Here is a 21,765-nt window from a genome sequence, read left to right on the forward strand (position 1 = left end):
AGAGGGTGCAAAATGGTGTTGAATGTAAAGAAAGTGATTTCTTTGCTGCTGTTGTTTTCAATTGTTCTGCTGGGCTTGCAGCCGCTGGCCCAGGCAGAGCAATTGAATAATAGTGTTAAAGAATGTATGGAAAATCCTAAGGAATGCGAGAAGCAGGAAACAAAGGAATCAAAAGATTTAAAGACAGACGAAGGGCAGATTCAGCAGGATAAAAGCGGCAAAATTGGTCTTACTTTTTGGGACTTTATAAAGATGATTTTAGCAACAGGCTTTACTATCGGACTTTTGTACGCTCTTCTAAAGTTCATTAACAAAAAAAGTAAGGTATATAACAGGTCGCAGTTAGTTGAAAACCTCGGGGGTACAGCTTTGGGTGCGAACAGATCAGTTCAGCTGATAAAAGTGGGGAATCGCATTTTTGTAGTAGGGGTAGGAGAAAATATTCAGCTGTTAAAAGAAATAGACGATTCGGAAGAATACAGTCAAATCATCAAAGAGCATAATGACAAACTGGAACAGCTTATCCGTCCAAGCGATATTGTGACAAAGGTGATGAAAAGAACACAGCAAACAGAAGGAAGCAAGCAAAGCAGCCCAAACTTCAGCTCGCTGCTCGGGATGCAGCTGGACGATATCAAAAAGGGCAGAAAGAAACTGTTTGATGAGTTAGAAAGAAAGGGCCAGAAGAAAGATGAATGAATTCATGGAGTTTTTTAATAGCAGTTCTCCTGAAAATGTATCTACATCTGTGAAGCTTTTTTTATTGCTGACGGTACTTTCTCTCGCGCCCAGTATTCTAATTTTAATGACGTGCTTCACAAGGATTATCATCGTTCTTTCCTTTGTCAGAACGGCGCTGGCTACTCAGCAAATGCCGCCGAATCAAGTTTTAATCGGCTTGTCCTTGTTCCTGACATTTTTTATAATGGCACCGACGATGCAAGAAGTGAACGAACAGGCTTTAACACCTTTATTTAATGAAGAAATTAATCTGGAAGAAGCTTATGAAAAAGCTTCAATCCCTTTTAAAGAGTTTATGAGTGCCCACACAAGACAGAAAGATTTGGCTTTATTTCTTCAATATTCCGGAGCGGAAGCGCCATCTTCCATTGAAGATATTCCGCTTACAAGTCTTGTTCCGGCATTTGCCATAAGTGAGATCAAAACAGCTTTCCAAATTGGCTTTATGATTTTTATTCCATTTCTCGTTATCGACATGGTTGTAGCCAGTGTATTAATGTCCATGGGGATGATGATGCTTCCTCCGGTTATGATTTCTTTGCCGTTTAAAATATTATTATTTGTACTTGTAGACGGCTGGTATTTAGTAGTTAAATCCCTTTTACAAAGCTTTTAAGCAGGTGAACATTCAGAATGACTCCAGAAACAGTTATATCCATTGCAGAAAGAGGGATTATCACCGTACTTATGATTTGCGGTCCCTTGCTAATTCTGGCTCTAGTAGTAGGCTTGGTTGTCAGTATCTTTCAGGCAACAACACAAATTCAGGAACAAACTCTGGCATTTATTCCTAAGATTGTAGCGGTCCTTGTAGGTGTTGTTTTCTTTGGGCCATGGATGCTTAGTCATATGCTCTCTTATGCAAATGAAATATTTTCTAATTTGACCAGGTTTGTTGGCTGATGACATGTTAGATTTTCTGCCTTCTTTTCCTGCCTTTTTACTTATTTTTGTAAGGGTGACATCTTTCTTTTTAATGATGCCCCTTTTTTCATACAGATCCATCCCGGCCGCACATAAAATTGGCCTTGGCTTCTTTCTGGCATGGATAATGTTCCTGGGAATGGATGTGCCAATGCTAGAAATTGACGGCACATATTTTCTTTTAATAATTAAAGAAGCATTAGTAGGGCTGATGGTCGGATTTATAGCGTATTTGATTCTTTCTGCGATTCAAATTGCGGGGGGATTCATTGATTTCCAGATGGGTTTTGCCATTGCAAATGTGATTGATCCTCAAACAGGCGCACAAAGTCCATTAATGGGACAGTATTTGTATACGATAGCGCTCTTTTTTCTATTAACTGTCAATGGGCATCATTTAATGCTTGATGGAGTGTTCTACAGCTACGATTTTATTCCTCTGGATCAGGCATGGATTTCTTTTGGAGATGAGGATATGGCTGAATATGTCATAAAAGCCCTGAATACAATGTTCGTTATTGCCTTTCAGATGTCCATTCCTGTTGTCGGCAGTCTATTTCTTGTAGATGTCGCATTAGGGATTGTTGCCAGGACAGTTCCGCAGCTAAATGTCTTTGTCGTCGGCCTTCCTTTGAAAATTGGCGTTAGTTTTATTGTTCTAGTCATTGTTATGAGCGTATTAATGTATGCTGTTTCCCTTGCGTTTGAAACGATGCTGCAGACAATGAGAGGGCTCATGGAACTTATGGGGGGGTCATAGAATGAAGTTATTGCTCTCTTTAGATCTTCAGCTTTTTTCCGGAGAAAAAACAGAAAAAGCCACACCGAAAAAGAGGCAGGATTCCAGAAAAAAAGGACAAGTAGCAAAAAGCCAGGATGTTAATACAGCCATCGTCCTTCTTGCAGTGTTTCTGTTTCTGCTGTTTGCGGGATCGTATTTGAAGAATATCATCTTATATATTTTTACGCACTCATTTAATGATTATATGTTGATGCCGCTGACAGAGGCGAATATACAGGTAATCTTTCTCGATGTCTTAAAAGAATTGGTTCTTTTTTTAGGTCCAATTATGCTGGTTGCTATGCTGGCGGGGATTACTGCAAACTTTATGCAGGTGGGCACTCTTTTTTCAACAGAAGCTATACAGCCTAAATTGGAGAAAATGGATCCAATAAAAGGATTCAAGCGGATTTTTTCCATGAGAGCGATTGTGGAGCTGCTGAAGTCGATGCTCAAAATTGCTTTCGTAGGTGTCGCTGCGTTTGCTGTTTTATGGTTAAGGATAGATGAAATATTAATTCTTTCTCAAAAATCGGTTGGAACAGCGATGGCCACACTTGCCAGCCTGACCGTTCAAATGGGTTTAATTGCTTCAGCGGCACTCCTGTTTTTATCCGTCCTGGATTATCTATATCAAAAATATGATTTTGAAAAGAACATCCGAATGTCAAAACAGGATATTAAAGATGAGTACAAAAATATTGAAGGGGATCCATTAATAAAATCCAAGATGAAGCAGAGGCAGAGGGAAATGGCGATGAGAAGGATGATGCAGGAAGTTCCTAAAGCGGATGTGGTCATCACCAATCCAACTCATTTCGCGATAGCTCTGAGCTATGATGAAACCAAGAGTGATGCCCCCATCGTAGTGGCAAAAGGTGTTGACTTTGTTGCCCAAAAGATTAAATTAATCGCAAAGGAACATGATGTGATTGCTGTTGAAAACAGGCCGCTTGCAAGGGCTCTATACAGCCAGGCGGAAATTGGCCAGGCCATCCCTGAAGAATTTTTTAAAGCTGTTGCAGAGATTTTAGCTTATGTGTACAGAACCAAAAACAAAATTTAACCAGATAAATATTTATTAGAAATAGCTGGTCTTAGGAAGCTGTTGAATGGCTGCCAAGGCGTTTCCGCTTTTTGTAAAATAAGAAAGTATTGATCTTTGAACTGCGATAACTGTCTAGCTCCAGCGCCTAGCCCCTCGAGGTGTCGGGGGTGAGCAAGGCGCTTGCGCTTTTCTTGTAAGGAGAGAGTTTCGATGCAAGTAAGAGACTTATCAGTATTGATGAGTGTAATTTTAATAGTAGCCATGCTTATTATACCTTTTCCGCCATGGCTTTTAAGTGTACTGATCATCATTAATATTGCGCTTGCACTTATGGTTTTGCTGACAGCCATGAATATGAAGGAAGCGCTCGAATTTTCTATTTTTCCTTCGTTAATATTGTTAATGACATTATTCAGGCTGGGGTTAAATGTTTCTACGACCAGATCCATTCTATCAGAAGGGGAAGCCGGTAAAGTTGTTGAAACTTTTGGCTCTTTCGTAACCGGAGGAAACGTCATTGTTGGTCTTGTAGTTTTCTTAATACTCATCATTATCCAGTTTATCGTTATTACGAAGGGATCTGAGAGGGTCTCCGAAGTAGCTGCGCGTTTTACACTTGATGCAATGCCGGGTAAACAAATGAGTATCGATGCAGACTTGAATGCAGGTATGATCTCAGAGCATGAAGCCCGGGAACGCCGCGAAAAAATCAGCCGTGAATCTGATTTTTACGGTTCAATGGATGGTGCGAGCAAATTTGTTAAAGGTGACGCCATTGCTGGGATCATCATAACTCTAATAAACCTTCTGTTCGGAGTGGTCATCGGGATGATGCAGCTTGGGCTTCCGTTTGGAGAGGCAGCCATGAAATATTCGACGCTTACGGTTGGTGACGGAATTGTCAGCCAAATCCCGGCACTGTTAATTTCCACTGCAACAGGTATTGTGGTTACAAGGGCAGCATCTGATGGAAATATTGGTAAAGATATTACTTCCCAGCTGTTTGCTTATCCGAAAATGTTATATGTTACTGGCGGTACTATTATTCTTTTAGGTTTACTGACACCAATAGGGCTAGTGCTAACTTTGCCGATTGGCGGCTTAATGATTTTCGGAGGTTACACGATTGCAAAGACTCCCCAGCCTGATAAGGAACAATTGCTGGAGATGGAAGAAGAAATTGAAACCGATGAAATGAAAAGTCCTGAGAGTGTGGTTAATCTTTTAAATGTAGATCCAATTGAATTCGAGTTTGGCTATGGGCTGATTCCTCTTGCCGATACGAATCAGGGCGGTGACCTTCTGGACAGGATTGTTATGATCAGGAGACAGCTGGCGATCGAATTGGGACTTGTCATACCTGTGGTAAGGATACGTGACAATATTCAGCTGCAGCCGAATGAATATAGGCTGAAGATAAAAGGAAATGAAATGGCACGCGGCGAGCTTCTGCTCGATCATTATTTAGCCATGAGTCCTGGTATTGAAGATGATAGCATAGAAGGTATTGATACGATTGAGCCATCATTTGGTCTGCCGGCAAAATGGATAACAGAAGAAATGAAAGAGCAGGCAGAAATATTTGGCTATACAGTCGTTGACCCTCCATCTGTTGTTTCTACTCATATTACAGAAGTAATAAAAAGCAATGCCCATGAGCTATTAGGCCGCCAGGAAACAAAACAGCTGATTGACCATGTCAAGGAAAGCTATCCAATCCTTGTTGAAGAGGTGACCCCAAACCCATTGTCAGTGGGGGAAGTTCAAAAGGTGCTTGCGAAATTATTAAGGGAAAACGTTTCAATCCGGAATTTGCCGGTTATTTTTGAAACACTTGCTGATTTCGCAAAATCTACAAGTGATACAGACCTGCTTACCGAGTATGCCCGTCAGGCTTTGGCCAGACAAATTACTAACCAGTTTTCACAGCAGGGTGACTCCATAAAAGTCGTAACCCTATCAGGGAAAGTCGAGAAATTGGTTGCAGAAGGTGTTCAGCAGACAGAGCATGGCAATTATTTATCCATGGACCCAACAGTATCGCAGAATATCCTGGAATCCATTGCTTCGCAGGTGGAACAGCTTTCACTGATGGAGCAGACGCCAATTGTCCTTTGTTCTCCAGCAGTCAGAATGTACGTCAGGCAATTAACAGAAAGGTATTTTCCGCAAATACCGATTCTTTCCTATAACGAACTGGAAGCAAATGCGGAAGTTCAGAGTGTCGGGGTGGTGAATATTGATTGAAGGTAAAAAAGTTTATGGCAGCATCGATGCCTGATGCGATGAAACAAATCCGGACGGAGCTAGGCAAGGATGCTGTAATTCTAAATTCAAGAGTAGTATATACCGGCGGAGTTCTGGGCTTTTTTAAAAAAAGGAATATTGAAGTAATGGCCGCGCTGGATGCAAATCAGGAATCAGAACAAAAGCCTTCGGTAAAGCCGGCAGCTGTCCAAGATCATTCAGACGATTACAAGGGGAATACAGAAGATGCTCAATTTTCCAGCTTGAAAACTTCAGATGAGCTGATTAGGGAGATAAGCAGCCTGAAACAGATGATGTCCTCTTTGGCCAGTTCAAACCAGGCAATTCCTGTTCATCCCGAAGCGATAAGAAAAGCCCAGTTCATTCTTGATGAACAGGAAATTGATAAGTCCGTTCAGGATCATGTTCTTCAAGCATTGCTGGAAAAATGGTACCTGCGCGGTGCGAATGCTAAGGATTCTGAAATAGAGGCCTGGCTGCACGAAGAACTTATAAAGCAAATAGAGGATATTCCATTCGAAGGGATTTCTTTCAGCAAAAAATATATCAATGTAGCAGGCCCAACAGGAGTTGGAAAAACCACTACATTGGCGAAAATGGCAGCAGAGTGTGTTATTAAACATAGAAAAAAGGCTGCATTTATCACAGCCGACACTTACAGGATAGCAGCGATCGATCAATTAAAAACCTATGCAAGTATCCTGAACATGCCTTTGGAAGTTTGCTATACAATAGAAGATTTCAGACAGGCTGCCGATAAACTGAAAGAATTTGACGTGGTTTTAATTGATACAGCAGGGCGGAATTTCAGAAACAAACAGTATGTAGAAGATTTAAAGAATGTCATTGATTTTGAAAATGAAATGGAAACCTTTTTAGTGCTTTCACTAACCTCGAAACAAAAGGATATGGAAGAGATCTATAATCAATTTTCAATTATAGACATTGATAAGCTTATCTTTACAAAGGCAGATGAAACGTCAACTTATGGTTCCATGTACAACATAATTCATAAATATAAAAAAGGTGCCGCGTATATTACAAATGGACAGGATGTTCCTGATGATATTCTGATGGCAGGGCCAGAGGCTATTGTAAAACAACTAATGGGGAATAAGAAATGAACGATCAGGCAGAAAGGCTAAGAACCAGGCTGAAAGAAGAAGACAGCCGAAATCATCAAGTTAAAACAATAGCAGTTGTAAGCGGAAAAGGGGGAGTAGGCAAATCCAATTTCTCATTAAATTTTTCCATTTCCCTATGCAGAACTGGCCACAGGGTATTGTTATTCGATTTGGATATTGGTATGGGGAATCTTGAAATTCTAATGGGAAGGTCGGCTAAATATTCGATTGCTGACTTTTTAGAAAAGAATATCCCATTGAAAAATATTATTTCTGAGGGTCCTTTTGGACTTGACTATATTGGCGGAGGGACTGGCCTTTCGCATTTTGTGAAACTGGATGCTGGGCAAATTTCAAGATTCACAGCCGAACTTGCTGATCTCATCCAAAACTATGATTATATCATCTTTGATATGGGTGCAGGCATTACAGAGGAATCGGCTAAGTTCATACTCTCGGTCCAGGAAATTGCAGTTATTACGACACCTGAACCAACGTCTATCACTGATGCATACTCTGTAATGAAACATATACATCTTTTGGATGGGACAATCCCATTTCATTTGGTCATTAATCGATCTGAAGGAGAGAGAGAAGGGAAGGAAACGTATAAGAGGATTTCAGCTGTCTTATCAAGATTTTTAGGGAGAAAGGCTGACCTCTTAGGAATCATTCCGGATGATCGCAGCGTACAGCAGGCTGTTAAACGGCAAATCCCTTTCATTTTGCATCAAGGGAATTCAGCTGCTTCAAAAGCAATTCGGAATATGACTGAGAAAGTTGGCGGCAGGCCTATCGGACATACTGGTGAACACCATTCTGTCCAATTTATATCAAAACTGAAAGAATTTCTTTTTAATAGGGGGTGAACCAGCATGAAGACAGTCAAAGTGCTTGTAGTAGATGATTCAGCCTTTATGAGAAAACTGATTGGGGATTTCCTTTCTGAAGATGACAGAATTCAAGTTGTCGGGACAGCCAGAAATGGGGAAGAGGGACTAAGGAAGATAAAAGAATTAAATCCTGATGTAGTAACCATGGATGTTGAAATGCCGGTTCTAAATGGCCTGGAAGCTCTAAAAATTATTATGAAGACCATGCCGGTCCCTGTAGTGATGCTTTCAAGCACCACGAAGGAAGGTGCTGAAAACACCTTCACAGCTATGGAATATGGTGCAGTAGATTTTATTGCCAAGCCATCAGGTCCCATTTCACTGGACCTGCATAAAATAAAAACTGAATTAACAGAAAAAATAGTGCAGGCGAGCAATGCAAATATGAAAGGGCTGGTTAAATTTCCGGCTAAAGGAAAAAAAACTGCTGTATTACAGCAAAAATTTAGTAAAATAGAACCATGTCAATTTATGCAGATCGGCCGTTCTTCTTCCGTATCGAGTTCGAATCTCAGAAAGTTAATTTGCATAGGTACTTCCACAGGCGGACCGCGGGCTCTTCAAAAAGTGCTGTGTGACCTCCCTGGAAATCTGAATGCGCCGGTACTCATTGTTCAGCATATGCCTGCCGGATTTACGAAATCGCTGGCCAGCAGACTTAATGGTTTATCAGATTTATCGGTAAAGGAAGCCGAGGATGGTGATATTCTTCAGAACGGCACGGCATATATAGCTCCAGGAGGCTTTCATCTGACAGCTGCAAGATTAGGCAAGGATCTTGTTATCCATCTGGATGATTCACCGCCAAGGAACGGACACAGGCCTTCAGTTGATGTGATGTTTGAGTCCTTAGGTGAAATCAAAGGGATTCAAAAAATTGCTGTCATCATGACAGGAATGGGTGCAGATGGAAAAAATGGCCTGATGGAAATGAAGAAAAACGGTGAAGTAAAGGCTATTGCTGAATCAAAAGAAACATCGATAGTATTTGGAATGCCAAGAGCAGTGATTGAATCCGGTCTGGCAGATGATGTGCAGAATATTGAACATATAGCAGAATCCATATTGAAATTTGTTTAAAGCCGAGGGGTGCAGGCACATGGAGATGAATCAATATTTAGAGGTATTTATTGAAGAAAGCAAGGAGCATTTGCAGGCGTGCAATGAGCAGCTTCTGGAATTAGAGAAAAATCCTGAGGATATCAAAATAGTTAATGAGATCTTCAGATCAGCGCATACGCTAAAAGGCATGTCAGCCACTATGGGGTATGAAGATCTCGCAAATCTAACCCATCAAATGGAAAATGTGCTTGATGCAATCAGAAATCAGAAAATAAAAGTGAATGCTGAAATTCTGGATGTCGTTTTTCTGGCTGTTGATGATCTTGAAGCAATGGTCCAGTCAATTGCAGAAGGCGGTGACGGCAAAAGGGATGTTTCCGAAGCTGTAGAAAAATTAATGCTGATCGAAAAAGGGGAAAGTCCGGTGCAGTCTGCAGCAAGAGCCGAAACGGCAGCAGCAATTGCAGAACCGCAAGGAATGATCAAGAGTACATATGATGATTTTGAATGGACAGTTATTCAGCAATCCAAGGAGCAGGGCTTTGAATCCTATGAAATATCAATAGCATTGCGGGCAGATTGTCTGCTGAAAGCCGCCAGAGTATTTATGGTTTTTGAAGTACTTGAGAAGAGCGGGGAAGTGATCAAAGCCACACCTTCAGTTGAGCAGCTTGAAGAAGAGCAATTTGATCAGGAATTTTCTGTAACAATTGTTACCAAAGAAACGCCTGAAGATATCCGTCAAAAACTTTTGAAGGTATCGGAAGTGGAAAGAATTGAAGTGCTGCGGCTATCTATGGAGAACTACAGCACTCAGGAAGCTTTGAAAGAGGCAGAAGCTGCACCGCCTGCCGCGGAAGTGGCCGCAGAGGCTGCTTCAGATATGCCAAAAGAGGACAAAAAAGCCCCAACAGTAAAGCAGGTTAGCAATAAAACGATTAGGGTAAATATCGAGAGATTGGATATCCTTATGAATTTGTTTGAAGAATTGGTGATTGACAGGGGACGGCTTGAACAAATATCCAAGGAATTAAACAATCAGGAACTGCATGAAACGGTTGAGCATATGTCAAGGATCTCAGGAGACCTTCAGAATATTATTCTGAATATGCGCATGGTCCCAATAGAAACGGTATTTAATCGTTTCCCAAGAATGGTCAGACAATTGGCAAGAGATTTAAATAAAAAGATCAATCTCGAAATAGTCGGGGCAGAAACCGAACTAGACCGGACTGTTATTGATGAAATTGGCGATCCGCTTGTTCATTTAATTCGAAATGCACTGGACCATGGGGTTGAAACGCCGGAAGTCCGCAAAGAAAACGGAAAGAGTGAAGAAGGAAATGTCGTATTAAAGGCATATCACAGCGGCAATCATGTGTTCATTGAAATAGAGGACGATGGTGCAGGTATAAACAAAGATAAGGTTATAAAGAAAGCACTGAAAAACGGCATCATTACAGAGCAAACAGCTTCTGCTCTAACGGACAAACAGGCTTATGAACTGATTTTTGCTTCTGGCTTCTCGACTGCGGATAAAATCTCAGATGTTTCCGGACGGGGTGTGGGGCTTGATGTTGTAAAGAATACAATCGAGTCATTGGGAGGATCAGTTTCAATTGATTCAAAAATGGGGCAGGGTTCCATTTTCTCCATACAGCTGCCATTAACTTTATCCATTATTTCAGTCATGCTCGTTGAGATTGAGAAGGAAAAATATGCAATCCCTCTATCGTCTATTATTGAAACAGCTATTATCAGAAAAGAAGACATCTTAAGTGCGCATAATCAAAAGGTGATTGATTTCAGAGGAAAAGTGGTTCCGCTCCTATCTTTGAAGGAAATCTTTGAAGTGCCATCTGAGAATCATGAAGAAGAATTCATTTCCGTTGTCATCGTCAGAAAAGGGGAAAAGATGGCAGGGCTTGTTGTAGATTCCTTTATTGGACAGCAGGAAGTGGTTTTAAAATCCCTTGGAAACTACTTAACCAGCGTATTTGCCATTTCCGGTGCAACCATTTTAGGTGATGGACAGGTCGCCCTGATAGTGGACTGCAATGCATTGATTAAATAATTAAGATTGACGTTTATAAAGGAGTGAACAGGATGAGTGAAACGGCAGCCGCAGATTTAAAATTGATTGTATTCCAGCTGAAAGAGAAAGAGTATGCAATTCCGGTGAATCAGGTGCGTTCAATTGAAAAGGTTGAGCATATAACCCGGGTTCCACGAACAGCAGGCTTTGTAAAAGGAGTAATCAATTTACGGGGGGTTGTAACGCCGATTATTAGTCTCAGAAGCAGATTTAATCTGGAAGAGGCTGAATATAATGAGCATTCACGAGTAATTATCGCGGTATTGGATGATATGGAAGTTGGCCTGATTGTAGATTCTGCAAATGATGTCATTGATGTGGACCTTGAATCTATTGAACCCCCGCCGGAGGTAATCGGTACTGAAGAGGCCGATTTTATCAAAGGTGTAACGAAAATCGATAAGCGATTATTTATTCTGATAGATTTGGAAAGAGTCCTGAATCCTGAAGAGTTGACAGCCCATGATGGACAAGGGATAGCGGGATGAGTTTTCTAGACAAGAATATCAGCAGCTTGAAATTGGATATTCTTAAAGAAATCGGGAATATTGGAGCTGGGCATGCGGCGACTGCATTATCAACGCTTCTCAATAAAAAAATTGATATGTCTGTGCCGGATGTGAAAATTGTTTCTTTTGATGAAATGATCGATATGGCTGGAGGGGCAGACAATGTAGTGGCCGGGGTGTTTCTGAGGATAGACGGAGACGCCCCAGGCAGCATGTTTTTTGTACTGCCTCTTGAACAGGCTGAAATCTTCATTCGGGAACTGCCTGGAAACATACCTTTCTGTGCAGATGAATTGCCATATGATGAGCTTGCCCTATCGGCACTGCAGGAGCTTGGAAACATTCTCTCAGGCTCTTATTTATCTTCTTTATCTGATTTTACCAAACTATCACTTTTCCCCTCTGTGCCAATGCTGAGCATTGATATGGTGGGAGCAATAATTGGCACGGGGCTGCTGGAAATTTCACAGTTGAGCGATTACGCGATTGTAATTGATACAGCTTTAAATGAAGAATTTCAAAATACGGATGCTGTAAATGGCCACTTTTTTTTGCTTCCCGATCCTGAATCATTTCAAATCATTTTTAAGGCCTTGGGAGTCCCGGATCATGAATAATCTTCTTGAAGTTGTAAAAGTAGGCATCGCAGATATGAATATTGTTAAAACCCCCAGCTTAATCAGGACATCAGGACTTGGTTCCTGTGTAGGTGTGGTTCTTTATGACCTTAGCGCAGAAATTGCCGGACTTGCACATATTATGCTGCCTGACTCCTCTCTTGCCAAAGGTGCAAGCTTTAATTCAGCTAAATATGCTGATACTGCAATCAGGGACTTAGTGAGCCTTCTGGCGAAAGGCGGGGCAAGGCCTTCAGGATTAAAAGCGAAGATTGCCGGTGGAGCCCAAATGTTTAAGTACTCCTCCGGAAGTGATTTAATGAGGATTGGTCCCAGGAACGTAGAGGCAGTAAAACAGGAACTTTCATTCTTGAAAATTGCCATTTTAGGTGAAGATGTTGGGGGCCACAGCGGCAGAACAATCGAATTCAACCCTCAATCAGGTGAATTGATGATTCGGACTGTAAACAAAGGCCAAATGATTATTTAAGTTCCTGTTTTTAATTATGTGCAGTTTTTAGAGAATCAGCTTTTTTTTTCCGGCTTTTTTATAAATCTCTCCAATAACCTCTCCGAAGAACACGTCCCCTCTTTATGGGTTAAAAGCGAGCGGTGAAGGCTGAAGTTAATATTTTTATAGGAAACATTTTGATATACTAACAATAGTTAATAGAAATGGAAACGTTTGAGGAGGATGGCCATGACAGACCTGATAACCGAAGAAAGCACATACTGGGCTAAATGGGTCGACTCTCGTGATGCTCAAGCGGGGAATTTTCTTGTGAAAAAATATTTGCCTCTTGTAAGCTATCATGTACAGCGGATATCCGCTACCCTGCCGAAGAATGTTTCAAGAGATGATATTCGTAGCCTGGGGCTAATGGGGTTATATGACGCTCTGGAAAAATTTGATCCTGCAAGAGATTTGAAATTTGATACATATGCTTCTTTTCGCATTCGCGGTGCAATTCTGGATGGATTAAGGAAGGAAGATTGGCTTCCGCGAAGTACGAGGGATAAAGCGAAAAAAATAGATGCTGCCATTGAGAAGCTGGAGCAGCGGCTGTTGCGCAATGCAACTGTGCATGAAATTGCTGAAGAAGCAGAGATGCAGGAAGATGAAGTGTATTCTGTTATGAATGAACATTTTTACGCAAACATCCTTTCAATTGATGAACAGCCCGATGCTGACGAAAAGGATGGCAGCTACTCCATTAAGGATGAAAAAGCAATTATTCCAGAAGAAAAGGTATTAAAGAATGAACTTTTGGAAGAAATGGCTGAAAAAATCTTACAATTAAATGAAAAAGAGCAGATGGTGCTAAGTTTATTTTATAAAGAGGAATTAACACTGACAGAAATTGGCGAAGTGATGGGCCTATCTACCTCCCGTATATCTCAAATTCATTCAAAGTCAATTTTTAAGCTGAGGCAGCTGCTGGAAAAAGCAATATAATCTAGTGTCATTTCTTTCTGCAAAGGAAGGAATCAGCATGAAAAGCCAATTTCAAATTTTAGTTGATGCTCAACGTTTAGCTGCATTGATTCAGCCGTCAGATATTAAACTTGATAGAGCCGTCCACCCTGAAGATTTGTACAAACTGCTTGCTGACGAAAAAATCACATTTGGTATGAGCGAAGAAGTAATCCAGTGAATCTGCAGAAATCCTTTCTCAGTGGAATACCCCATTCTATTATCAAAAGGAATTCCTGCAGAAAACGGCAGTGATGCATATCTGTTAAAATTAAAAGCTGGGCAATCACCTATTTACTAAAACGGAGCTTTTTACAGGGATGGACACCGATTTGGATAAGGCCGATAAAGCTCTCCTAAACGAATCAGCCAAACTGCAGGAAGCAATCAAAAAGCTGGATAGTATTGATGGAAGACTGACAGAAATGGCAAGGCTTACAGGAAAGCTGTCGGAAGAACATAGAATCATTATTCTCAAACAAAGGGCAACCAAAGCTCATTTGCAGGTTAAATTGACCAAAATAAATGAAGAGCTACCGAACTGGAAAAAGATAAAGATGAAAAATGAAAGCTTCGATTGTTATTTATGGGAAGGTCTATCCAAACACTTCTATGCATTTTGGAAAATATTCAAAAGTGATTCGCCAGACAGTTCAAATCTTCAAAGTTCCATTTTTCAAAGGGAGAAATAAGAAGTAATCCTTTAGAAACAGGGAGAAACGATCCTTTATTAAGGAAGTGATCCGGGATGAGTTTAAAATCAATAGAAATGCAGATAGCACTGCCGAGAACGTTTGACGCAGGTAAAATCCAGGAACAGCTTCAGCAGAGGGGACAGACAATAAGCGGGTTTGCTGCCGAGAGTATACGGGAAAATGCTGAGAAGCAGCGGAAGACCGTGATCAAACATGAGCAAAAACAAAATGTCAATCTTGGCAATGATGACAGCGAAAGCCAAAATGATGCCGGGGGACATGAACGGAAAGATAATCAGAAAAAAGACAGCAATGACATACAGAACCATCCATACAAAGGGAAGGTTATTGACTACAGCGGATAGAGGGATATCATGACAGCTTTTCTATTAGCTATTAGCCTGCTGCTGAATATTGTAGCGTTATTAGCCATTATTTTGCTGTTTCTGCGTCAGAACAAATTAATGGAAACAGAGAAAAAACAGGAAAAAATGCTTGTTGAAATGGAAGAAGTCATATCTTCTTACCTAATTCAAATGAAGGAAGAAAACGATGACTTTATTAACAAATTTTCGCAGATAAATGCTAAAAACCAATCATTTGTAAAAGAAAAAAGCATCAGGGTAAATCCCGAAAGAAAAAGTGATGAAAATATAGCTAAAGCTGCTGAGAAATCATTGCGATTAGCCAGAGCATCCGTATATCAGGCATCTAAAGCCTACAAAAAGAACTTGAGGGCTGCGGAGGAAGAATCGAATGAATCAGAAGGTTTAGCATCTTTAAAGGTACCTGAATCTGTAATGCAGTCAGATAACAGTCAGCGGGTTAAAGAAGAGATTCCTTCATCAATGGAAGATCAAGTGCTTATGATGAAAAAACAGGGACTGAATGTGGAAGATATTGCAAAGAAATTAGGAAAAGGGAAGACAGAAATCGAGTTAATGCTTAAATTTCGTCAAAATCAGCAAGAATAGCTTGATTGTGAAAAACACTTATGCTATATTAACAAATGGTGTTAATACACACGCTTATGGATTTAGCCGGATGGTGCTGTTCAAATGCAGTTGCCGGCTGAAAATGATATGGGCGGAGGAACTAAAAACCATTAGGAGGAAACACAAATGTCAGTAATTTCAATGAAGCAATTGCTTGAAGCTGGTGTACACTTCGGACACCAGACTCGCCGCTGGAACCCTAAGATGAAGAAATATATCTTCACTGAGCGTAACGGCATCTACATCATCGACCTTCAAAAGACTGTTAAGAAGGTAGAAGAAGCTTATAACTTCGTTAAGGAGCTTGCTGGTAACGGCGGCACAATCCTTTTCGTAGGAACTAAGAAACAAGCTCAAGATTCTGTTAAAGAAGAAGCAATCCGTTCTGGTATGTTCTATGTGAACCAGCGCTGGTTGGGTGGAACTTTAACAAACTTTGAAACAATTCAAAAGCGTATTGCGCGTTTAAAGGATATCGAAAGAATGTCTGAAGACGGAACTTTCGAAGTTCTTCCTAAAAAAGAAGTTGTTCAATTGAAGAAAGAGCAAGAGCGCTTAGAGAAGTTCTTAGGCGGAATCAAAGATATGAAGAGCCTTCCGGATGCTCTATTCATCATTGACCCACGCAAAGAGCGCATCGCTGTTGCAGAAGCACATAAATTAAACATCCCTATCGTTGGTATCGTTGACACTAACTGTGATCCGGATGAAATTGATGTTGTCATTCCTGCAAACGATGATGCTATCCGCGCTGTTAAATTGTTAACAGGCAAAATGGCAGATGCTATCCTTGAAGCTAAACAAGGTGAAGAAGTTACAACTGCTTAATAGAAAAGCGGAGGCGCCTTGGAGCGCTGGAGCTGAACTGCTCTAAGGTGCTTTTTTCTTGATTTAAAAGAAGGTGATAAGAGGGAGCACCCTTTATCACCTTTTTTTAAAGAAAAGGCAAAGTTTAGTTTTCCATACAGCTATAAATGGTAAAGATATTATTACATAACTCATTAAGGAGGATCTCATAATGGCAATTACTGCTCAAATGGTTAAAGAACTTCGTGAAAAAACAGGCGCAGGCATGATGGACTGCAAAAAAGCACTTCAGGAAACTGAAGGTGATATGGAAAAAGCAATCGACTTCCTTCGTGAAAAAGGAATCGCTAAAGCTGCTAAGAAAGGTGACCGTATTGCTGCAGAAGGTCTTACTTCTGTTAAAGTAGACGGAAACGAAGCTGTTATCCTTGAAGTAAACTCTGAAACAGATTTCGTTGCCAAAAACGAAGGGTTCCAAACTCTTGTTAAAGAAATCGCAGAGCATTTGCTTTCTGTAAAGCCTGCTTCTGTTGAAGAAGCAGCTGGCCAGACAATGGCTAACGGTGCAACATTAGAATCTCACATCAACAGTGCGATTGCTAAAATCGGAGAAAAGCTTTCTCTTCGCCGCTTCGAAATCAAAACAAAAACTGACAGCGATGCTTTCGGTGCGTACCTTCACATGGGCGGACGCATTGGTGTGCTAACAGTTCTTGAAGGAACAACTGACGAGGATGCAGCGAAAGATGTTGCAATGCATATTGCTGCCCTAAACCCAAAATATGTATCTCGTGATGAAGTATCACAGGACGAAGTAGAGCGCGAGCGTCAAGTATTGACTCAGCAAGCTCTTAACGAAGGCAAGCCTGAGAACATCGTTGCTAAGATGGTAGAAGGACGCCTTGGCAAATATTTCGAAGATGTTTGCGTAAATGACCAGGCTTTTGTTAAAAACCCTGATCAAAAAGTAGGGAAATTCGTTGAATCTAAAGGCGGAAAAATCCGTGAGTTCGTTCGCTACGAAGTTGGAGAAGGTATTGAAAAGCGTGAAGACAACTTCGCTGAAGAAGTAATGAACCAAGTTAAGAAGTAATTTTTTAATATTAATTAATTCAGCTATGATTCAGGGAACACTTTGTGTTCCCTGTTTTTCAAGAATGAGATAAAATTAAAAAGCAATGGTGAGTTTTTATACTACATATGGAGGTTCTTATGAGCAGCCCTAAATACAAACGCGTGGTCTTGAAATTAAGTGGAGAAGCTTTAGCAGGGGAGCAAGGATTTGGAATTAATCCTTCAGTGATTAAATCAATTGCTGCACAGGTTAAGGATCTGGCTGCATTAGGTGTTGAGGTTGCCGTTGTTGTCGGCGGAGGAAACATCTGGCGCGGAAAGATTGGAGAAGAAATGGGTATGGACAGGGCAAATGCCGACTATATGGGAATGCTTGCTACTGTCATGAACTCATTGGCGCTGCAGGATAGCCTCGAGAATCTCGGAGTGGAGACGAGAGTTCAAACCTCAATCGAGATGAGGCAGGTCGCTGAGCCGTACATCCGCAGAAGAGCCATCCGCCATCTTGAGAAAAAGCGGGTTGTGATCTTTGCTGCAGGAACCGGAAATCCTTACTTCTCTACTGATACAACAGCAGCATTGCGAGCTGCAGAAATTGAAGCAGAAGTAATTCTAATGGCGAAAAACAATGTGGATGGCGTCTATTCAGCTGACCCTCGCATTGATAAAAATGCTAAAAAATATGATGAGCTTTCCTATCTTGATGTTTTGAAAGAAGGATTGGCTGTTATGGATTCTACAGCTTCATCTTTATGCATGGATAACAACATTCCATTAATTGTGTTCTCAATTATGGAAAAAGGCAATATTAACCGCGCCGTAATGGGTGAAACAATCGGAACAATCGTTAGGGGGAAAAAATAATGCCAAAACAAGTTATTGCAGATGCAAAAGAAAGAATGACTAAAGCAATTTCAGCTTATACAAGGGAGCTTGCGAGCATCCGAGCAGGTAAAGCAAATGCTTCATTGCTTGATCGCATTACTGTTGATTACTATGGTGCACCGACTCCTGTAAATCAGCTAGCCGGGGTATCTGCTCCAGAAGCGCGCCTTTTAGTCATTACTCCTTATGACAAATCCATTCTTGGAGAAATTGAAAAAGCCATCCTTAAATCTGATATCGGCTTAAATCCGTCTAATGACGGCAGTGTTATCAGACTGGCTATTCCTCAGCTTACTGAGGAACGCCGCAAAGACCTCGTGAAGGTTGTCAAAAAAGAATCGGAAGACGCAAAAGTTGCTATCCGCAATGTTCGCCGCGATGCCAATGATGACCTTAAAAAGCTTGAAAAAAATGGAGATATCACAGAAGATGATCTTCGCGGTTTTTCTGATGACATTCAAAAACTTACTGATGATCACATCAGTAAGATTGACGAATTAACAAAAGAAAAAGAAAAAGAAATTCTTGCAGTCTAATGACTCTATACTGAGAACCCTCTATCAATAGGGGGTTCTTTTACTCTTTGGGAGCTACATAATCAGTTTGTGTATTTGCATGCTGACTTCGCTGGAATATGTATAGAAGCCAGTATTCCTATCCTGAATTTAGTTTCTGGTAACATACTCTTTTATAGAGATATATTTTTTTATTTTTGGTATGATATTATCATGCGGAAAGAGGCAATATCATAATTTACCATTAGAATAATCTCTAAAAGATACTATGAATGAATATCAGCTATCAATCATCCGGGATCAAGCCCCTGCTGATTGAAGTTTCACTTATCTTTTATCGGAGGATTAACCTATTTTAAAGGAGCAGACTTATGTTTGATAAAATGAAGTTATGGAAGTCCCAAAACAGTTCTTCCGATCTCCGAGAGAGAGTTGAAAAAATAAAAGAATTGCAAATCCCTGAGCATGTTGCCATCATTATGGATGGAAATGGAAGATGGGCGAAGAAAAGAGCTCTTCCAAGAGTTGCCGGCCATCATGAGGGAATGAAAGTTGTCCGAAAAATTACCAGATTTGCAAGCGATATTGGAGTAAAGACCTTAACTCTATATGCATTCTCTACTGAAAATTGGAAAAGGCCTAAAATGGAAGTGGACTTTCTTATGAAACTGCCTGAGGAATTTCTGGGAACTTTCCTGCCAGAGCTGGTAGAAGAGAATGTGCAAGTAAGAATGATTGGTTATTTTGACCACCTGCCTGCCCATACCCGAAATGCAGTTTCCAAAGCGATGGAAGAGACAAAAAATAACACAGGCCTAGTGTTGAACTTTGCACTTAATTATGGAAGCAGAGCCGAAATACTCGAAGCCGTCAAGCATGTCTTAAATGATTGCAAAAGTGGTATAATGGATGAAAATGAATTGAATGAAGAAAAATTCTCATCCTACCTCATGACGGGCGGACTGCAGGATCCTGATCTGCTGATTCGTACAAGCGGTGAAATCAGATTAAGCAATTTTATGCTTTGGCAGCTTGCGTATACGGAATTCTGGTTTACAGATGTATTGTGGCCGGATTTCAATGAAGAGCAAATGCTCGAAGCAATCGAAGTATTCCAAAGCCGCCAAAGGCGTTTTGGGGGAGTACAATAAAGGTGTTGAAAAATTGAATGAAGCAGCGTATTATCACAGCAATTATATTCGGTGCAGTCCTCCTGCCAGTCATTATCTTTGGAGGCATGCCAATAATCATCCTGGCATACTTGCTGGCATCCATTGCACTATATGAACTATTGAAAATGAGAAATTTAAGTTTATTCTCGATTCCAGGCATTATTTCTTTACTATTATTGTGGGTTTTCCTATTGCCTAAAGAATTTCAGTCAATCCTGGATGATTTGAATTATACAAAAATTGAGGTAGCTCTTTTTGGGGTGCTTCTTTTCCTAACGTATACTGTTGCAACAAAAAATAAATTTACTTTTGATGATGTGGCTTTTTCGATTATGTCTACTTTATATGTTGGCATTGGGTTTTTCTATTTTATTGAGACCCGCTTCGCAGATCAGGGTTTGACATATCTCTTTTTTGCATTATTTCTTATTTGGGCAACAGATTCAGGTGCCTACTTTATAGGAAAAGCAATGGGAAAGAAGAAGCTTTGGCCTGAAATCAGCCCGAATAAGACTGTGGAAGGGTCACTTGGTGGTGTGGTCTGTGCTCTTGCCGTTGCGGTATTATTTATTATCTTCACAGATATTGATGAGTCCATGCTGGGATTATTAGTGATTACAGCAATCTTGTCAGTGTTCGGGCAAATAGGGGATTTAGTGGAATCAGCATTAAAGCGTCATTATAATGTAAAAGACTCAGGAAATATTCTGCCTGGCCATGGCGGAATTCTGGACCGCTTTGACAGCTTATTATTCGTCCTGCCATTGCTGCACTTTTTTCACTTGCTCTAAAGCTGGTGGCCAGGGAGCAGTCCGCATTTGATTAATAGATAACTGTCTAGCTCCAGCGCCTGCCCCCTAATGGTGTCAAACCAATATTCGGAGGTGGGCAAGGCGCTTCCGCTTTTCTTTTAGGAGGAGACTATGAAACATATCAGTTTAATGGGTGCAACAGGGTCGATTGGGACACAGACCCTTGATATCATTAAGGAACACCCAGAAGAATTTAAGCTAGCAGCCATGTCTGCAGGCAGAAATATAGACCTTGCCCGGAAAATTATCTCTGACTTTCAGCCGGAACTTGTCTCACTATCAGAAAAAAGTTCTGCAGATATTCTTAAAGCTGAGTTTCCCGGCATAACATTTACATATGGACATGAAGGTTTGATAGAAGTAGCTGTTTATCCAAAATCTGAAATACTGGTTAATGCAGTTTTAGGCAGCGTAGGACTTGATTCCACATTGCAGGCGATTGAGGAAAAAAAGACAATCGCCATCGCAAATAAGGAAACCCTTGTGACTGCCGGCCATCTGGTCATGGAAGCAGCAAAGCGAAACGGTGTTATGCTTCTTCCTGTAGACAGTGAACATTCGGCTATTTTTCAATCCCTTCAGGGGGAAAAAGAGAAAAATATTGAAAGGCTCATTTTGACAGCTTCTGGAGGAAGCTTCAGAGACCGCTCACGCAAGGAATTAGAAAATGTGACAGTTGAAGAGGCACTTAATCATCCGAATTGGTCAATGGGAGCAAAAATCACCATCGATTCTGCTACCATGATGAATAAGGGACTTGAAGTAATTGAAGCACATTGGCTTTTCTCCATGGATTACAGTAAAATTGACGTCCTTCTTCATAAAGAAAGTATTATCCATTCCATGGTTGAATTTCATGACAGCAGTGTAATCGCACAGCTTGGCACCCCGGATATGAGAGTACCGATTCAGTATGCTTTAACTTATCCTGACAGGCTCCCGCTCCGAACAGCAAACCGGCTGAATCTTGCTGAAATTGGCAAGCTCCATTTTGCAGAAATGGACTTTGAGCGCTTTCGCTGCCTGAAGTTTGCCTATGAAGCCGGAAAAGCTGGCGGATCAATGCCAGCTGTATTAAATGCTGCAAATGAAGCTGCTGTTGCTGCATTCTTAGATGGAAAGATTACCTTCCTGCAAATAGAAGATTTCATCGAAAGAGCACTGGCCAGCCATAATATTATCTCAAATCCAAGTCTTGATGAGATCCAGGCAACAGATTTGGAAACGAGGAAATATGTTAACTCGCTTCTATAAGCTTGCGTTCAAATGGCTGC

At 40.8% G+C, this 21,765-nt stretch carries 25 protein-coding genes; all 25 read left to right on the forward strand.

The features are described 5' to 3' along the window. Positions 1-12: 12 nt before the first annotated feature. The 25 genes from A361_RS09770 (at position 13) to A361_RS09885 (ending at position 21,745) form a co-directional block, all read left to right on the forward strand. Positions 13-699 carry a flagellar biosynthetic protein FliO gene (locus tag A361_RS09770; protein ID WP_019381767.1) on the forward strand — a complete coding sequence of 229 codons (687 nt, stop codon included), beginning with the start codon at positions 13-15 and terminating at the stop codon, positions 697-699. Continuing rightward, entirely contained in the window at positions 692-1,357 is a 666-nt protein-coding gene (fliP, locus tag A361_RS09775; protein ID WP_009330745.1) for a flagellar type III secretion system pore protein FliP, read from the forward strand. Before A361_RS09770 ends, fliP begins: the two co-directional genes overlap by 8 nt. 17 nt (positions 1,358-1,374) lie before the next feature. Further along, positions 1,375-1,644 (forward strand): flagellar biosynthesis protein FliQ, encoded by a 270-nt coding sequence (fliQ, locus tag A361_RS09780; RefSeq protein ID WP_009330744.1) that lies wholly within the window; start codon positions 1,375-1,377, stop codon positions 1,642-1,644. Between the two features lie 4 nt (positions 1,645-1,648). After that, on the forward strand, positions 1,649-2,425 hold the full coding sequence (fliR, locus tag A361_RS09785; protein ID WP_019381768.1) for a flagellar biosynthetic protein FliR: 777 nt from the start codon (positions 1,649-1,651) through the stop codon (positions 2,423-2,425). Position 2,426: 1 nt separating this feature from the next. Beyond that, complete coding sequence (gene flhB, locus A361_RS09790) at positions 2,427-3,512, forward strand: flagellar biosynthesis protein FlhB (RefSeq protein ID WP_019381769.1); 1,086 nt, start codon at positions 2,427-2,429, stop codon at positions 3,510-3,512. Positions 3,513-3,704: 192 nt separating this feature from the next. Further along, positions 3,705-5,741 carry a flagellar biosynthesis protein FlhA gene (gene flhA / locus A361_RS09795; protein ID WP_009330741.1) on the forward strand — a complete coding sequence of 679 codons (2,037 nt, stop codon included), beginning with the start codon at positions 3,705-3,707 and terminating at the stop codon, positions 5,739-5,741. Further along, positions 5,738-6,886, forward strand: a complete 1,149-nt coding sequence (gene flhF / locus A361_RS09800) for a flagellar biosynthesis protein FlhF (RefSeq protein WP_019381770.1) — start codon at positions 5,738-5,740, stop codon at positions 6,884-6,886. The genes flhA and flhF overlap by 4 nt, the downstream gene beginning before the upstream one ends. Then, positions 6,883-7,755, forward strand: a complete 873-nt coding sequence (locus tag A361_RS09805; protein WP_019381771.1) for a MinD/ParA family protein — start codon at positions 6,883-6,885, stop codon at positions 7,753-7,755. Before flhF ends, A361_RS09805 begins: the two co-directional genes overlap by 4 nt. A gap of 6 nt (positions 7,756-7,761) precedes the next feature. Beyond that, positions 7,762-8,859 carry a protein-glutamate methylesterase/protein-glutamine glutaminase gene (locus A361_RS09810; RefSeq protein WP_019381772.1) on the forward strand — a complete coding sequence of 366 codons (1,098 nt, stop codon included), beginning with the start codon at positions 7,762-7,764 and terminating at the stop codon, positions 8,857-8,859. 19 nt (positions 8,860-8,878) lie between these two features. Next, positions 8,879-10,915, forward strand: coding sequence for a chemotaxis protein CheA (locus A361_RS09815; protein WP_019381773.1), 2,037 nt, complete (start codon positions 8,879-8,881; stop codon positions 10,913-10,915). A gap of 32 nt (positions 10,916-10,947) precedes the next feature. Beyond that, positions 10,948-11,424 (forward strand): chemotaxis protein CheW, encoded by a 477-nt coding sequence (locus tag A361_RS09820; protein WP_009330736.1) that lies wholly within the window; start codon positions 10,948-10,950, stop codon positions 11,422-11,424. Continuing rightward, a complete protein-coding gene (locus tag A361_RS09825) occupies positions 11,421-12,062 on the forward strand; it encodes a chemotaxis protein CheC (RefSeq protein WP_009330735.1) in 642 nt (213 codons plus the stop codon). The genes A361_RS09820 and A361_RS09825 overlap by 4 nt, the downstream gene beginning before the upstream one ends. Continuing rightward, entirely contained in the window at positions 12,055-12,552 is a 498-nt protein-coding gene (locus A361_RS09830; RefSeq protein WP_009330734.1) for a chemotaxis protein CheD, read from the forward strand. Before A361_RS09825 ends, A361_RS09830 begins: the two co-directional genes overlap by 8 nt. Positions 12,553-12,762: 210 nt before the next feature. Beyond that, complete coding sequence (locus A361_RS09835; protein WP_019381774.1) at positions 12,763-13,518, forward strand: FliA/WhiG family RNA polymerase sigma factor; 756 nt, start codon at positions 12,763-12,765, stop codon at positions 13,516-13,518. 4 nt (positions 13,519-13,522) lie between these two features. After that, positions 13,523-13,717: a hypothetical protein gene (locus A361_RS29865; RefSeq protein ID WP_009330730.1), complete on the forward strand. Its 195-nt coding sequence runs from the start codon at positions 13,523-13,525 to the stop codon at positions 13,715-13,717. A 151-nt stretch (positions 13,718-13,868) separates the two neighbouring features. Beyond that, positions 13,869-14,228 carry a hypothetical protein gene (locus A361_RS09840; RefSeq protein ID WP_236888016.1) on the forward strand — a complete coding sequence of 120 codons (360 nt, stop codon included), beginning with the start codon at positions 13,869-13,871 and terminating at the stop codon, positions 14,226-14,228. Positions 14,229-14,284: 56 nt separating this feature from the next. Continuing rightward, a complete protein-coding gene (locus A361_RS09845) occupies positions 14,285-14,596 on the forward strand; it encodes a hypothetical protein (protein ID WP_019381776.1) in 312 nt (103 codons plus the stop codon). A 9-nt stretch (positions 14,597-14,605) separates the two neighbouring features. After that, the gene (locus A361_RS09850) at positions 14,606-15,205 is read left to right on the forward strand and encodes a DUF6115 domain-containing protein (RefSeq protein ID WP_009330724.1); all 600 of its coding nucleotides are present in this window, start codon (positions 14,606-14,608) and stop codon (positions 15,203-15,205) included. A 147-nt stretch (positions 15,206-15,352) separates the two neighbouring features. Beyond that, complete coding sequence (gene rpsB / locus A361_RS09855; protein ID WP_009330721.1) at positions 15,353-16,054, forward strand: 30S ribosomal protein S2; 702 nt, start codon at positions 15,353-15,355, stop codon at positions 16,052-16,054. Positions 16,055-16,244: 190 nt separating this feature from the next. Then, positions 16,245-17,126: a translation elongation factor Ts gene (tsf, locus tag A361_RS09860; RefSeq protein WP_009330719.1), complete on the forward strand. Its 882-nt coding sequence runs from the start codon at positions 16,245-16,247 to the stop codon at positions 17,124-17,126. A gap of 119 nt (positions 17,127-17,245) precedes the next feature. After that, positions 17,246-17,971 carry a UMP kinase gene (gene pyrH, locus A361_RS09865; protein WP_009330717.1) on the forward strand — a complete coding sequence of 242 codons (726 nt, stop codon included), beginning with the start codon at positions 17,246-17,248 and terminating at the stop codon, positions 17,969-17,971. Further along, the gene (gene frr, locus A361_RS09870) at positions 17,971-18,528 is read left to right on the forward strand and encodes a ribosome recycling factor (RefSeq protein ID WP_009330715.1); all 558 of its coding nucleotides are present in this window, start codon (positions 17,971-17,973) and stop codon (positions 18,526-18,528) included. The genes pyrH and frr overlap by 1 nt, the downstream gene beginning before the upstream one ends. 350 nt (positions 18,529-18,878) lie before the next feature. Continuing rightward, entirely contained in the window at positions 18,879-19,658 is a 780-nt protein-coding gene (locus A361_RS09875) for an isoprenyl transferase (RefSeq protein WP_009330713.1), read from the forward strand. A 17-nt stretch (positions 19,659-19,675) separates the two neighbouring features. Next, on the forward strand, positions 19,676-20,470 hold the full coding sequence (locus A361_RS09880; protein WP_009330712.1) for a phosphatidate cytidylyltransferase: 795 nt from the start codon (positions 19,676-19,678) through the stop codon (positions 20,468-20,470). A 132-nt stretch (positions 20,471-20,602) separates the two neighbouring features. Further along, positions 20,603-21,745 (forward strand): 1-deoxy-D-xylulose-5-phosphate reductoisomerase, encoded by a 1,143-nt coding sequence (locus A361_RS09885; protein WP_009330711.1) that lies wholly within the window; start codon positions 20,603-20,605, stop codon positions 21,743-21,745. The last annotated feature ends 20 nt before the right edge of the window (positions 21,746-21,765 follow it).

This window comes from Cytobacillus oceanisediminis 2691 (assembly GCF_000294775.2).
GTDB classification, from domain to species: Bacteria; Bacillota; Bacilli; order Bacillales; family Cytobacillaceae; genus Cytobacillus; species Cytobacillus pseudoceanisediminis.

Bases quoted from the DNA above. Each gene is read 5' to 3' on its own strand.
- A361_RS09830 (WP_009330734.1), top strand. From the start codon at position 12,055: ATGAATAATCTTCTTGAAGTTGTAAAAGTAGGCATCGCAGATATGAAT.
- A361_RS09850 (WP_009330724.1), top strand. From the start codon at position 14,606: ATGACAGCTTTTCTATTAGCTATTAGCCTGCTGCTGAATATTGTAGCG.
- A361_RS09805 (WP_019381771.1), top strand. From the start codon at position 6,883: ATGAACGATCAGGCAGAAAGGCTAAGAACCAGGCTGAAAGAAGAAGAC.
- fliP (WP_009330745.1), top strand. From the start codon at position 692: ATGAATGAATTCATGGAGTTTTTTAATAGCAGTTCTCCTGAAAATGTA.
- A361_RS09770 (WP_019381767.1), top strand. From the start codon at position 13: ATGGTGTTGAATGTAAAGAAAGTGATTTCTTTGCTGCTGTTGTTTTCA.
- flhA (WP_009330741.1), top strand. From the start codon at position 3,705: ATGCAAGTAAGAGACTTATCAGTATTGATGAGTGTAATTTTAATAGTA.
- A361_RS09820 (WP_009330736.1), top strand. From the start codon at position 10,948: ATGAGTGAAACGGCAGCCGCAGATTTAAAATTGATTGTATTCCAGCTG.
- A361_RS09880 (WP_009330712.1), top strand. From the start codon at position 19,676: ATGAAGCAGCGTATTATCACAGCAATTATATTCGGTGCAGTCCTCCTG.
- frr (WP_009330715.1), top strand. From the start codon at position 17,971: ATGCCAAAACAAGTTATTGCAGATGCAAAAGAAAGAATGACTAAAGCA.
- A361_RS09825 (WP_009330735.1), top strand. From the start codon at position 11,421: ATGAGTTTTCTAGACAAGAATATCAGCAGCTTGAAATTGGATATTCTT.
- pyrH (WP_009330717.1), top strand. From the start codon at position 17,246: ATGAGCAGCCCTAAATACAAACGCGTGGTCTTGAAATTAAGTGGAGAA.
- A361_RS09815 (WP_019381773.1), top strand. From the start codon at position 8,879: ATGGAGATGAATCAATATTTAGAGGTATTTATTGAAGAAAGCAAGGAG.
- A361_RS09845 (WP_019381776.1), top strand. From the start codon at position 14,285: ATGAGTTTAAAATCAATAGAAATGCAGATAGCACTGCCGAGAACGTTT.
- fliQ (WP_009330744.1), top strand. From the start codon at position 1,375: ATGACTCCAGAAACAGTTATATCCATTGCAGAAAGAGGGATTATCACC.
- rpsB (WP_009330721.1), top strand. From the start codon at position 15,353: ATGTCAGTAATTTCAATGAAGCAATTGCTTGAAGCTGGTGTACACTTC.
- A361_RS09810 (WP_019381772.1), top strand. From the start codon at position 7,762: ATGAAGACAGTCAAAGTGCTTGTAGTAGATGATTCAGCCTTTATGAGA.
- flhB (WP_019381769.1), top strand. From the start codon at position 2,427: ATGAAGTTATTGCTCTCTTTAGATCTTCAGCTTTTTTCCGGAGAAAAA.
- A361_RS09875 (WP_009330713.1), top strand. From the start codon at position 18,879: ATGTTTGATAAAATGAAGTTATGGAAGTCCCAAAACAGTTCTTCCGAT.
- A361_RS09885 (WP_009330711.1), top strand. From the start codon at position 20,603: ATGAAACATATCAGTTTAATGGGTGCAACAGGGTCGATTGGGACACAG.
- tsf (WP_009330719.1), top strand. From the start codon at position 16,245: ATGGCAATTACTGCTCAAATGGTTAAAGAACTTCGTGAAAAAACAGGC.
- fliR (WP_019381768.1), top strand. From the start codon at position 1,649: ATGTTAGATTTTCTGCCTTCTTTTCCTGCCTTTTTACTTATTTTTGTA.
- A361_RS09835 (WP_019381774.1), top strand. From the start codon at position 12,763: ATGACAGACCTGATAACCGAAGAAAGCACATACTGGGCTAAATGGGTC.